A 13029-nucleotide genomic window follows, 5' to 3' on the forward strand; every position below is an offset into this window, starting at 1 on the left:
ATGAAGCTCTTGCTTCCAGAAAGTGATAGCCTTCTCTATGCACTCTTACGTATAGGAGAATTGAGCTTAGATTTTGAGTTTAATCGTGCAAGACGCGTCTTCGATCGCATTCAAGACGACCTCGATGCTCCTTTTAGAGAACTTTTACAGAAGAACTTCTTAGATCTTGAAGAAGGCGATGCCAATGCGGTCTTTAGTGAACTCATGTACAGCATTGAAATTCAAAGAGCTCAAGGGCAATTCACGGACTTTTTAGGACGCATTTATCGATTTAACGAAGCCTTTTTTAAGTTTATCTTTGCTAAAAAAGAGTTCTCGGGAAAAATCGACATCTATAACCGCGCCTTTGAAGAAAACTTTTTGATCGACCGCTTACGAAGACGCTATCAAATTCATGGTGGAAACATCATTTTTAGCGTCGAAGAATACTACCGAAGAAACCACCGCGATGACAAAGACATGCTAAAAGTCATCGACCTCTTAACCGATGAACGCATGCGACGCGTCATTGAACTCAGAAATAACTCCATCGTAGGCCATGGCTTTGGCGCGAGTGGAGAAGAATCGATAAATGAAGTCTTTTCAGATACCCAGGAACTCGTAAACAGATTGCGACAAGCTTTAGAGGTTGCCGGAGTACGCGTTTACGACTCCAAGTACAGAAGACTCAATGAGCACATTTTAAGGGAGCTAAAAAATAAGTGATTACAGAAGCTAGAAAAAGGACGTTAACGATCATTATCTATTCCCTGGTAGCACTCGTCTATTTGGGGCTTAGTTCGTCGTTGCTTGTAAACGATGTCATCGATCGCATCGTCAGTGATAAAGCTTTTCCCATTCAGCTCATTTTAGATCTTTTAATCCTCATCTTGGCAGCGAGCTCTACCTTCGTAAACCTCTATTCCTTTGCGATTTTTAGAGAAGCGAGACCGCTCATCTTAGGTATTGCAAGCTTCCTTTTAACCTTCACGTACTTTACTCAAATTGTTTCAGGCTTTGCGACAGCCATCGAGATTCCCTATTTTGGGCCAGATAATGTCACGCAGCTTAGCCTCATCATGGCACTTGTCATCTTGTCACTTCTTTTAATTAAACTAGCACTCGTTCATAAAAATATGAGGATCAAGCTGCCTCTTCGCTATGTACCAGTGCTTCTCATACTCATTACGCTTTGGATTTTTGGCGTCTATAACCTCATTCATGCCACGAGCAAGGTGAATGACGTCGTCGTCATGGCGATTCTCATGGTGCTTGTCTTTATTAACCTCATCGGTTACCTCATGAAGTACCTTGCGGAGAATGACTTAAATGCCAAATACATCCTATTCTTAGGAATTCTTCACCTTGCGACCTTCATGTATCCCATCTATTCGAATGAGGTGAGACCATCTCAAAGTCTTCTCATATCGACCTTCCGTGTGATCGGTTTTCTCTATGTCCTCACAGGCTTTTATAAAGAACTCTTCAGTTCCTATACGCGTGAAGTCGAAGACATGAACCATCAAAAGGATATTTATACCAATAACCTCGAACAACTCATTGAAGAGCGTACGAAGAGCTTGATGGAGATGAACGAGACCTTAAGCAATGAAATCAATGCTGCGAAAGAACTACAGCGCTCCATGATGCCCGCAAGAGAAATTAGCTATCGAACCGTTTCTTTTATCAGTGAGAACTTCGCCTGCGAGCGAATGAGTGGAGACTTCTTCGACATCTATGAGATCGACGACGATCGAGTTGGAATGTACATTCTAGACGTTTCAGGTCACGGCATCAATGCTGCCCTCATTAATGTCTATAGTTATAACTACATCCGCTCCTCATCGCCTCTAATTAAGCGCTACATGAGTGATAAGCCCTCGAGAAACCTCTCGCATCTCTACGACGAATTCAATCAGATGAACTTCCCTGATGAGATGCATATGGTTATCATGATCATGACTTACGACATGAAGAAAGGAATCTTTACCTACTCAAACGGTGGACTCAATACGCTTCCCATTCTCTTTAGGCAAAATGGCGACATTATTGAACTCGATCAATCGAGTGGATTCCCCATCTGTAAAATGGGCGATGTCTTTAAACCCGAGTACACCGACGTGAAACTTCAGCTATTTAAGGGCGATCGCATCCTCTTTTCAACCGATGGACTCTTTGATGATCGCCAGCCTTTCTCGATGACGATACAAGATATTCAAGAGATCTTCCTAGAGCATACAGATTCTTCACTACAGACCATCGATGAAGAGATTAAAAAGCGCATCGAACCGTATCGTCATGAACTCATTGACGACGTGAGCTACTTTATCATGCAGGTGGACAGTTGAAGGAAGAATTGAGAGAGCTTGCGCTAAAGTGCGGGGCGGATGCCGTAGGATTTACAACCGTTGAACCCTTAGGACCAGTAGCCCCGCTTCCTTTTCACTTTGCCTGTCACGATGAAAAAAAGCGCATCTCTCCCTTAGCTCACTTTCCTGAAGCAAAGAGTGCAATGGTGATCCTTAAGGGCTACGATCTCTTTGAAAACGCTCTAAAAGAGAATGAGTTTAAAACGGCGAGTGCGGCAAAAATAGACTATCATCTGACCGTTCGAACGATTCTAGAAGCCATTCAAGAGAAGATGCCTTTTAAAAGCGTCGCACTCTGTGACACCGAGGGACTCCTTGAAAGACGTCTTGCAGCAAGGGCAGGCCTCGGTTTTATAGGAAAAAATCACTTCCTCATTCACCCTAGACTAGGGAGTGCTACGAACATCGGCGTGATCCTTTTGGAGAAAGAATTGGAGCCCGATCAACCGCTCGAAGCTACGTGTGGAAGTTGTAAAAGGTGTGTGCTAAAATGTACGGTAGGTGCGTTAAGAAGTGGCGATTTGACGCGCTGTGTAAGTGCATTGACCCAAGATAAAGAGGCGATCTTTTCAGACCTCAACGGCTTTCTCTATGGCTGTGATGAGTGTCAAAAAGCCTGCCCCTACAATAAGGTTCAAGAGATGGATCCGGACTTCATCTTTACGGTGACGGATTTCGATCTTTCGAACCGAGAGTTTAAACAAAGGTACCAAGAGAGAGACTTCGCCTGGATAGGGAAGAAGACTCTCGTTCGAAATTTAAGCTGGAATAAAAGGAGTAGAAGAATGGAAAATATTCACGAACTAGGTTATCTCAAAGAAAAGATCGATGGCCTAAAGAAAGACGGCGTTTACCGCAAGCTTCCTATCCTCGAAGGACCGAATGGTGGAAGAATCATCCTCGACGGAAAAGAAGTTATTAACCTTTCAGCAAATAACTACTTAGGCTTTGCCAACCACGATCGTATTAAAAAGGCTTCCATCCGTGCCATTGAAGAATACGGTGCAGGAAGTGGTGCTGTTCGTACGATCATCGGAAACTTAAAGATCCACGAAGACCTCGAAAAGATCCTCGCTGAATTTAAGCGCGAAGAAGCTGTCATGGTCTACCAATCGGGCTTCAACTGCAACGCTGGTACCATTCAAGCGATTACTGATAAAGGCGACCTCATCATTAGTGATGAATTAAACCACGCATCGATCATCGACGGCGTTCGTCTTTCCAAAGCAGATAAAGCTGTCTTTAAGCACAGCGACATGGCTGACTTAGAGCGCATCCTTAAAGAAACGGAAGGAAAGTACAACACACGCCTCATCATCACAGACGGTGTCTTCAGCATGGACGGAGATATTGCAAAGCTTCCTGAAATCGTAGACCTCGCTGAAAAATACGGAGCTCTTACCTACGTAGATGACGCTCACGGTTCTGGTGTTCTCGGTGAAAATGGACGCGGAACAGTCGACCACTTTAAACTACACGGCCGCGTAGACTTCATTATCGGAACGCTTTCAAAGGCCCTCGGTGTCATCGGTGGCTACGTTGCAGGAAGTAAGGTCATGTACGACTGGTTATCACACCGTGGTCGTCCCATTCTCTTCAGTACTTCTCTAACACCAGCAAGCTGTGGAGCACTCATTGAAGCTGTAAAGATGCTCATGGAATCAAGCGAGTATACTGATAAGCTCTGGGATAACGCTCGTTACTTCAAAGAAGAGCTCGGAAAGCTTGGCTTTAACACGGGTCACTCTGAGACACCGATTACTCCAGTTATCGTTGGAGAAGAAGCAAAGACTATGGAATTCTCACGTGCTCTTAAAGAAAAGGGTGTCTTCGTTTCACCGATCGTATTCCCAACCGTTCCAAGAGGAACAGGAAGACTACGTTGCATGGTCAGTGCTGCACACAACAAAGAAGACCTCAAAGAAGCTGCTCGTATCTTTGGTGAAGTCGGTAGAGAATTAGGCATCATCAAGTGACTCAAAAAGTAACAAAAATTGTTTCTGCCTTGGAGGGGATGTTTCCCGATGCCAAGGCAGAACTTGACTTTACGAACCCCTTTGAGCTCTTAGTCGCGACCATTCTTTCTGCCCAGACGACAGACGTCAGGGTCAATCAGGTGACAAAGGTACTCTTTAAAGAGGCACCTGGTCCTTCAGAGCTCTTAGCGATGGAACCCGCACACCTTGAAGAGATCATTCAGTCGATCGGAATGTATCGAACGAAAGCAAAGAATCTTCAGGGCATGGCAAAGATGCTCATTGAAGAGTTTCATTCATCCGTTCCATCGACAAGAGAAGAACTCGTTCGCCTTCCTGGGGTAGGGAATAAGACAGCGAGCGTCGTCTTATCAAACGGCTTTGACGTTCCTGCCATCGCCGTCGACACGCACGTCAAACGTGTCAGTTTTCGCCTGGGTCTAACAAAAGAAACAGATCCCGACAAAGTCCAAAAGGACCTCGAACGCATCTTAGATAAGAGCCTATGGTCCATCATGCACCACAGACTCATCTTTTTAGGGCGAAGAGTATGTTCTGCGAGAAGCCCCAAGTGTAACGCATGTGACCTAGAGAAGTTCTGCCCGAAGAGAGGTATCCATGATACAAAAAAATAGCTTTGATCCCAAAGAATATGAATTTAAAGAACTCATCACCGACTGTGTCGTCGTAAGTTCTAGCATGAAAGACGACTTTTCGGTGCTCTTTAAAACGCTTTCAGAGGCAAAGATTCCAGAATACGAAGAGCTCATTCAAACGGCGATTAAAGAAGTCCTTGAAAAGGTTCGAAAAAGCATCGAGGAAAAGGGTCTCGATGCGATCTTTAACGCTTCCTTAAACGTCGAGCGCATGTTTTCATCGACCATTCTCATCGTCTTTTCGGGGGATGGAGTTGTAAGAAGATGATCCACGTCGTGCTCTTTGAACCTGATATTCCACAGAACACAGGTAACATCGCAAGGACGTGTGCGCTCACACAATCGGTCCTTCATCTCATCCGTCCCTTAGGTTTTTCGATGGACCAAAAGACGCTTAAGCGTTCGGGACTCGATTACTGGGACAAGTTAGAACTTCAAATTCACGACGACTTTGAGAGCTTTTATAAGCTTTATAAAGATCTTCCTATGTACCTACTAACAACGAAAGCGACCTCCTCATACACCGAGGAATCTTTCGGTACAGATGTGGTCCTCGTCTTTGGTTCGGAAGCGAGTGGCGCTCCCGACTGGCTTCACGAAAAGCTAAAAACCGGGCGAATTACGATTCCTATGTTTGACCGCGAAGGACTCCGTTCCTTAAACTTATCAAATAGCGTAGCCATCGTTCTTTACGAGGTTTTGAGGCAACAGGGAAGGTTACAAAAAGGCAAGATTCTATAGCTAATTTCGGCTTATTGTGCTACAATGATGTCATTCTAAAAGGAGGTAACATGAAACGCATTTTATCTATCATGTTAGTATTAGTGCTCGTTTTTGCAGTTGGTTGTCAACCAAAAGAAGCTACATCAACAGAGCCAACAAAAACAGAAACTGTCAAGATTGTCGATAACGACAACCTAAAACCTGAAGACGTAAAAGAGATCACCATGGGTCTCGTTACAGATACAGGTGGTATCGATGACAAGAGCTTTAACCAAGGTACGTACGAAGGCCTAAAGGCTTACCAAGAAAAGTACTTACCAGAGAAGAAGGATAACTTAAGCTACCTTCAATCGATCACAGACGCTGACTACATTCCTAACCTCACTCAATTTGCTGACGCTAAGAAAGATCTTATCGTAGCTCCTGGCTTCCTCTTCGAGCAAGCTATTGCTGAAATCGCTAAGACTTTCCCAGAGCAAAAGATTCTATTCCTCGACGCTGTCGTCGATGCTCCAAACGTAGCTAACGCAGTATTCGCTGAACACGAAGGAAGCTACCTCGTTGGTTTAGCTGCTGGTCTAAAGGCAAAAGAAGCTGGAAAGACCAAGGTTGGTTTCATCGGCGGAGCTGACTTCGACCTCATTCAAAAGTTCGAAGCTGGTTTTGAACAAGGCGTAAAAGCAGTAGATCCTAACTTCGAAGTGATGATCGACTATGCTTCTGGCTTTGACAAGGCAGAAGAAGGACAAACCATCGCAGCTAAGATGTATGATGCTGGTGCATATATCATCTACCATGCAGCTGGTTCAACAGGTAACGGTGTTATCAAAGAAGCCAAAGACCGTGCCAATAACGGCCAAGACGTATGGGTTATCGGTGTTGATAAAGACCAATACGCTGAAGGTATGCTTAAAGACGGTCAAAAGAGCGCAGTCTTAACAAGTATGATTAAGCGCGTTGACCAAGCTTCTTACGATATCGCTAAGATGGTTGCTAAGGGAGAATTCAAGGGTGGAACATACGTATTTAGCCTCGCTAATAACGGTGTAGACATCCCATCTGTAAACCCCAACCTCAAGCCTGAATGGGTTGAACAGATCAACAAATATAAAGCTGACGTTATCGCTGGCACGATCAAAATTGACCCAGTTCCTACACGTAAAAAATAAATAGTGAAAAGGGCATCGAAAGATGCTCTTTTTTTTGTATAATAAAAGTAGCAAAGGAGACAGTTATGGCAGAAGCTATTGTAGAAATGAAACACATTACCAAGCGGTTTCCTGGAATTGTCGCAAACGATGATGTCAGTATTTCTCTACATGATGGGGAGATTTTAGCTCTCCTGGGAGAAAATGGTGCCGGTAAGAGCACCCTCATGTCCATTCTATTTGGTTTTTATCAACCAGAAGAGGGAGAAATTTGGATCAAGGGCAAAAAGATTCAAGTGACGAACCCTAATGTTGCGTACGACCAGGGAATCGGAATGATCCACCAGCACTTCAAATTGATCGATAAGTTCACGGTGACGGAAAATATCGTCTTAGGTGCAGAACCGATGAAAGGCTTAGACGTCGACTGGAAGGAAGCGAGAGCTCGCGTTAAAGAACTTTCTCAGCGCTATGGACTCGGTGTCGATGTCGATGCGAAGATCGAAGACATCTCCGTCGGTATGCAGCAACGTGTCGAAATCTTAAAGGTTCTCTACCGCGATGCCGACATCATTATTCTCGATGAACCGACGGCAGTCCTTACGCCGCCTGAAATCGAAGAATTGATGGAGATCCTAAAAGGCTTTGTAGAAGAGGGAAAGAGCATCATCCTCATTACCCATAAGCTAAAAGAGATCATGGAAGTTGCCGATCGTATCGCCGTCCTTCGTAGAGGTCAACTCATCGGTGTCGTCAATAAAAGCGATGCCACGAGTGAAAGCCTCGCAGAGATGATGGTCGGAAGAAAGGTTAGCTTCTCTGTAGAAAAGAAGCCTTCAGAACCTAAGGAAACGGTTCTTCAGGTGAAAAACCTGTACATCGATGACGTGAGAGGACTCGAAGCCGTAAAGAACTTGAACTTCGAAGTTCGTTCTGGAGAGATTGTAGGTCTCGCAGGCGTTGACGGTAACGGTCAAAGAGAACTCGTAGAGGCCCTCACAGGCCTTAGAAAGATCAAGTCTGGAGAAGTCAATATTTACGGTGAGAGCTTTAAGGAATTAAAGAGCTCCGACAGAAAGCGCTTGAATTACGGTCACATTCCAGAGGATCGCCAAAAGCGTGGACTCATTTTGGACTTTGACCTAAGAGAAAATCTCATCTTAGAGCGTTACGATGAAAAACCTTATACCGTTCGTGGCATTCTAAATCGTGACAAGATCACAGAAAAAGCCAAAGAAATTATTGAAGCTTACGACGTTCGTAGTGGCTCGGGAGAGAAGAGTCTCGCTCGCACCATGAGTGGTGGTAATCAGCAAAAAGCCATCATCGGCCGCGAAATGGAGCTTCGCCCGAAGCTCATGATCGCAAGTCAGCCGACGCGTGGTCTCGACGTAGGAGCTATCGAATACATCCATAAGCAACTCGTCGAACTTCGTGATGAAGGAGCGGGCGTGCTTTTAGTGAGCTTTGAGCTCGATGAAGTCCTCGATCTTTCGGATAGAATCCTCGTCATCTACGAGGGAGAGATCGTTGGTGAGATGGATGCCAAGGATGCAGACATTCAGACCCTTGGGCTTCTCATGAGTGGATCAAAGGAGGTAAGACATGAGTAAATTAAAGCTATCGATGATCGCCATCTTATTGGCCTTTATCATCGCCTCCTTTGTCATGGTACTCACAGGAATTAACCCCATTAACTTCTTTATCGCAATCATTCGAACAATTTCAGGTTATGACCTTCAGACGGGAAACTTCAACCCACGCTACATCGGTGAATTTGTCCAGATGTCACTTCCGATCATTCTCGCCGGTCTTAGCGTAGGCTTTGCTTTCCGCACAGGTCTCTTTAACATTGGTGGCGAAGGACAGCTCTTGATGGGATCCTTAGGCGCTGTAGCAGTAGGTATTCTCTTTAAGCTACCTCCTGTCGTTCACGTCGCCCTTGCTATCTTAGTAGCAGGTCTTCTAGGCGCTCTTTGGGGCGTGATTCCAGGATTCCTTAAAGCTAAGTTTGGTGTCCACGAGGTTGTCGTTACGATCATGCTTAACTATGTAGCACTTTATGTTTCGGCGCTCCTATTAAAGATGCTACCGGGTAGTGACAACCAAAAGACAGTGACACTTCCTGATAGCGCACTCCTTCAGAGTGACTGGCTTACAAGTTTAACGGGTGGAAGCCGCTTGCACTGGGGCTTTATCATCGTGCTCGTAGCACTCTTCTTGTACCACTTCATCATTACGCGAACGACCTTCGGCTATGAGCTTCGCGCAGTTGGTTTTAATAACGAAGCCGCTGAGTATGCAGGTATTCCTGTTTCTAGCCGCATCATCGCTTCCATGGCTTTAGCAGGATTCTTTGCAGGTCTCGGTGGAAGCATGCTCTCCTTAGGAACCTTTGACTACGGCCGCGTACTCTATGGCTTTGAAAACTACGGTTTCGATGGACTAGCCGTTGCTCTCTTAGGAGGCAATAACGCCTTTGGTATTCTCTTTGCAGGGCTTCTCTTCGGTGCGCTAAAGAGTTCTCAGGCCCTCATGCAATTCCAAAAGATTCCGCTAGAGATTACGAACATCGTAACGGGACTCATCATCCTTTTCGTTGCGATGCAAAATGGCATCGAGTACTTCTTTATGAAGCGTAAGAATGGAGGGAAACGATGAATATTTTCTTTTCCATGCTCGTACTGAGCTTGAACTTCGCGACCCCCATCATCATTACTGCACTAGGCGGACTCTTCAGCGAACGAAGTGGTGTCACAAATATTGCTCTAGAAGGTATCATGGTCATTGGAGCGTTTGTCGCTGCGACCTTCGTTCCTCTTACGGAGGAAGTGTTAGGTGGTGCAGCCCCTTGGATCGCCATTCTTTTAGCGAGTCTTGCAGGAGCCATCTATTCGCTCATTCACGCCTTTGCATCGATTAACTTAAAAGCCGATCAAATTATTAGCGGTACGGCCGTAAACATGCTTTCAGTTGGAATCACGGTTTACTTCTGCCAGATCATCTTCCACCAACAACGCACCCGTACCTTTAACTACGGCTTCTCAAAAGAGTCCATTCCTTTCTTAAAGGACATTCCTGTGATCGGTGGCCTCTTTAGTAACATCTATCCTACTGTCTTCTTAGCGATCCTACTCGTGATCGTCACAAAATTCGTCGTTTTTCGTACGCGCTTTGGACTGCGCTTAAGAGCTTGTGGAGAAAATCCATCGGCTGCCGATTCTGTCGGAATTTCAGTTCTTAAGCTTCGCTACATCGGCGTCATCTTAAGTGGTGTTTTAGCAGGTCTTTCGGGTGGCATCATGGTCCTTACGCAGTCGACTCAATTTACTGCCGGATCGATCCACGGCGTCGGATTTATCGCTTTAGCTGCTTTAATCTTTGGACAGTGGAATCCCTGGGGCGTTTTTGGAGCAGGACTCTTCTTTGGCTTTAGCCAGATCGTCTCCATCTATTCAAAGGACGTTCCGCTTCTCGCTAGCGTCCCCAACGAAATCTTTAACCTTTTACCTTACATCTTAACGATCATCGCCATGCTCGCCTTTAGTCGTAAGAACTTAGGTCCTCAAGCAGTCGGTGAACCGTATGACGTATCGAGGCGCTAATGATTAAGGAATATAGAAAATTAAAGGAGTTCGTACCAGAACTCGACGAACGTTTTCAAGTACGTTACTTGATTTTAACCTTCGTCTCGGAGCATCCCCTGTGTGGACGTCGTACTCTCTCCTCTGAGCTTGAAATTAAAGAGCGTGAGGTGCGTAATGAGATCCAGTTTTTAGCCCAAAAGGGCTATCTCGAAGTCACCCCCAAAGGATTATTGATCTTGCCTGTGGGTAACAATGTCATCGAGAGGTTTCGTACTTTATTTAAAAAGGTCAAAAACAAACAAAAATAGTGAACCATTGCCGAATTAACGGCGAACAAACATTTTAGGAGGAAAAAATGGTCAGAGTTGGTCTGAACGGATTTGGTCGTATCGGTGAAGCTGTCATGCGTATTTGGGCACTTCAGGAAAAGAAAGATTGGGAAATCGTTTTACTAAATGGTGTTAGAGATCTTTCCATGGTCGTACGCAGCATGAAGTATGACTCCGTCTATGGTACATATCCTGGCGAAGTCTCTCTAAAGGATAACGTGTTAACGATCGACGGTCACGACATTCTCGTTACGAACATCCGTGAGCCAGAAAAGCTAGAGTGGAAGAAGCACAATATCGATCTCGTCATCGATGCATCAGGTCGTTACAGAGATCGTGATACTGTACAAGCTCACTTCAATGCTGGAGCAAAGCGTGTTCTTATCACAGCTCCTGCAAAGGGTGACGACGTTACGATCGTCATGGGTGTCAATGAACAAGATTACGATCCAGAAAAGCACTTCATGATTAGTAATGCTTCTTGTACGACAAACTGCCTAGCTCCTGTCGTCAAAGTCCTTGAAGAAAAGTTTGGTATCGTTCATGCGTTCATGACAACTGTTCACGCTTATACGAACGACCAAGTGCTCGTAGACGGTTCCCATAAGGACCCACGTCGTGCACGTGCAGCAGCACTCAATATCATTCCTACAACGACTGGTGCAGCTACTGCAACAGCACTCGTTCTTCCTTCCATGAAGGGTAAAATTGATGGCATTAGCCTTCGCGTTCCTACACCAACCGTATCTCTCGTAGACTTAAACGCTGAGATGAAAAAAGACGTAACGGTTGAAGAAGTGAATGCTGCTCTTAAAGAAGCAGCAGAGACGACCATGAAGGGCTTCCTCGGTTACAGCGATGAGCCACTCGTTTCCATGGACTACAAAGGAGATCCACGTTCTTCCATCGTCGATGGACTATCGACTGCAGTCGTAGACGGCAATCTCTTAAAAGTTATCGCTTGGTATGACAACGAGTATGGATACTCAAGTCGTGTAGTAGACCTCGTAGACTACATGATCGAAAAAGGAATGTAATGACAAAACCCGGACGCAAGTTCGGGTTTTTAGGAGGAAAAGCATGGCAAAGAAGACGCTTAGAGATATTGATGTCAAGGGTAAGGACGTATTTGTCCGCGTAGACTTTAACGTTCCGATTAAAGATGAAGTCGTTACAGACGACACACGCATCGTCGGCGCCCTTCCGACCATTAACTACTTACTCGACAATGGTGCTCGAGTTGTACTCGCAAGTCACCTCGGTAAACCGAAAGAACCAGGCGATCCAGCCTTTACACTTCGTCCTGTGGCAGAGCGCTTAGAAGAGCTTTTAGGAAAAAAGGTCCACTTCATTCCATCCAATCAAGTAGTAAACGACCTCATCGTCGATACGTTTAAAAAGATGGATCAGAAAGAAGTAATGCTTCTTGAAAATACGCGTTTTGTTTCAGGAGAAACAAAAAATGACGAAGCATTTAGTAAAGAACTCGCTCGATTCAGTGAGATCTTTGTAGACGACGCTTTTGGAACAGCGCACCGTGCTCATTCCTCAAACGTTGGAATCACAAAGTTCATGGAGGAATCAGTAGGCGGTTTCTTAATCGAAAAAGAACTCACTTTCTTAGAAGGAGCTCTTGAAGAGCCGAAACGTCCTTTTGTAGCCATCTTAGGTGGTGCAAAGGTTTCTGATAAGATCAAGGTCATTGAAAGACTCCTAACGATCGTCGATAAGATTTTAATTGGCGGTGGAATGGCCTTCACTTTCTTAAAGGCACAAGGAAAGAACATCGGAAACAGCTTACTTGAAGAAGATCGCTTGGAATATGCCAAAGAGATGCTAGAAAAAGCACAGGGAAAGATCGTTCTTCCTGTAGACTTCTTAGCAGCTTCGGCTTTCGAAAATCAAGATCCTATCTATGCAGACGGTGAAGTTCCAGAAGGACTCATGGGCCTAGATATCGGAGAAAAGAGTATCGAGCTCTTTAAGAACGAATTAAAGGATGCTGAGACGATTCTTTGGAACGGACCGCTGGGAGCTTTCGAACTCGAAAACTTCTCCAAGGGAACGCGTGCTATTGCAGAAGCATTAGCAGATTCCAAGGGAACTACTATCATCGGCGGTGGAGACAGCGCTGCAGCCGTGAACCAATTTGGTCTTGACGATAAGATGACCCACATCTCAACGGGTGGGGGAGCAAGTCTAGAGCTCTTAGAGGGAAAAATTCTTCCTGGTATCGATGCGCTGTCAGATAAGGAGTAACTC

13 protein-coding genes are annotated in these 13029 nt (G+C 45.2%); all 13 read left to right on the forward strand.

Going from position 1 to position 13029, the window contains the following annotated elements:
* The 13 genes from ACUB3H_RS07090 to ACUB3H_RS07150 all read left to right on the forward strand — a co-directional run bounded on the left by ACUB3H_RS07090 (position 1) and on the right by ACUB3H_RS07150 (position 13026).
* Positions 1-705, forward strand: a complete 705-nt coding sequence (locus ACUB3H_RS07090) for a hypothetical protein (RefSeq protein ID WP_459129984.1) — start codon at positions 1-3, stop codon at positions 703-705.
* Entirely contained in the window at positions 702-2327 is a 1626-nt protein-coding gene (locus ACUB3H_RS07095; RefSeq protein WP_459129985.1) for a PP2C family protein-serine/threonine phosphatase, read from the forward strand. Before ACUB3H_RS07090 ends, ACUB3H_RS07095 begins: the two co-directional genes overlap by 4 nt.
* Entirely contained in the window at positions 2324-4324 is a 2001-nt protein-coding gene (locus ACUB3H_RS07100; protein WP_459129986.1) for a glycine C-acetyltransferase, read from the forward strand. Before ACUB3H_RS07095 ends, ACUB3H_RS07100 begins: the two co-directional genes overlap by 4 nt.
* Positions 4321-4959 (forward strand): endonuclease III, encoded by a 639-nt coding sequence (nth, locus tag ACUB3H_RS07105; RefSeq protein WP_459129987.1) that lies wholly within the window; start codon positions 4321-4323, stop codon positions 4957-4959. Before ACUB3H_RS07100 ends, nth begins: the two co-directional genes overlap by 4 nt.
* Complete coding sequence (locus tag ACUB3H_RS07110; protein ID WP_459129988.1) at positions 4943-5248, forward strand: heavy metal-binding domain-containing protein; 306 nt, start codon at positions 4943-4945, stop codon at positions 5246-5248. The genes nth and ACUB3H_RS07110 overlap by 17 nt, the downstream gene beginning before the upstream one ends.
* A complete protein-coding gene (locus ACUB3H_RS07115) occupies positions 5245-5721 on the forward strand; it encodes a tRNA (cytidine(34)-2'-O)-methyltransferase (RefSeq protein ID WP_459129989.1) in 477 nt (158 codons plus the stop codon). The genes ACUB3H_RS07110 and ACUB3H_RS07115 overlap by 4 nt, the downstream gene beginning before the upstream one ends.
* 50 nt (positions 5722-5771) lie before the next feature.
* Complete coding sequence (locus tag ACUB3H_RS07120; protein WP_459129990.1) at positions 5772-6872, forward strand: BMP family lipoprotein; 1101 nt, start codon at positions 5772-5774, stop codon at positions 6870-6872.
* A gap of 65 nt (positions 6873-6937) precedes the next feature.
* A complete protein-coding gene (locus ACUB3H_RS07125; protein ID WP_459129991.1) occupies positions 6938-8464 on the forward strand; it encodes an ABC transporter ATP-binding protein in 1527 nt (508 codons plus the stop codon).
* The gene (locus ACUB3H_RS07130) at positions 8457-9512 is read left to right on the forward strand and encodes an ABC transporter permease (protein ID WP_459129992.1); all 1056 of its coding nucleotides are present in this window, start codon (positions 8457-8459) and stop codon (positions 9510-9512) included. The genes ACUB3H_RS07125 and ACUB3H_RS07130 overlap by 8 nt, the downstream gene beginning before the upstream one ends.
* Positions 9509-10456, forward strand: coding sequence for an ABC transporter permease (locus ACUB3H_RS07135; RefSeq protein ID WP_459129993.1), 948 nt, complete (start codon positions 9509-9511; stop codon positions 10454-10456). The genes ACUB3H_RS07130 and ACUB3H_RS07135 overlap by 4 nt, the downstream gene beginning before the upstream one ends.
* The gene (locus ACUB3H_RS07140; protein WP_459129994.1) at positions 10456-10746 is read left to right on the forward strand and encodes a hypothetical protein; all 291 of its coding nucleotides are present in this window, start codon (positions 10456-10458) and stop codon (positions 10744-10746) included. Before ACUB3H_RS07135 ends, ACUB3H_RS07140 begins: the two co-directional genes overlap by 1 nt.
* A 47-nt stretch (positions 10747-10793) precedes the next feature.
* Positions 10794-11804, forward strand: coding sequence for a type I glyceraldehyde-3-phosphate dehydrogenase (gap, locus tag ACUB3H_RS07145; protein ID WP_459129995.1), 1011 nt, complete (start codon positions 10794-10796; stop codon positions 11802-11804).
* A 43-nt stretch (positions 11805-11847) separates the two neighbouring features.
* Positions 11848-13026, forward strand: coding sequence for a phosphoglycerate kinase (locus tag ACUB3H_RS07150; RefSeq protein WP_459129996.1), 1179 nt, complete (start codon positions 11848-11850; stop codon positions 13024-13026).
* The last annotated feature ends 3 nt before the right edge of the window (positions 13027-13029 follow it).

It is taken from the genome of Guggenheimella bovis, assembly GCF_054492335.1.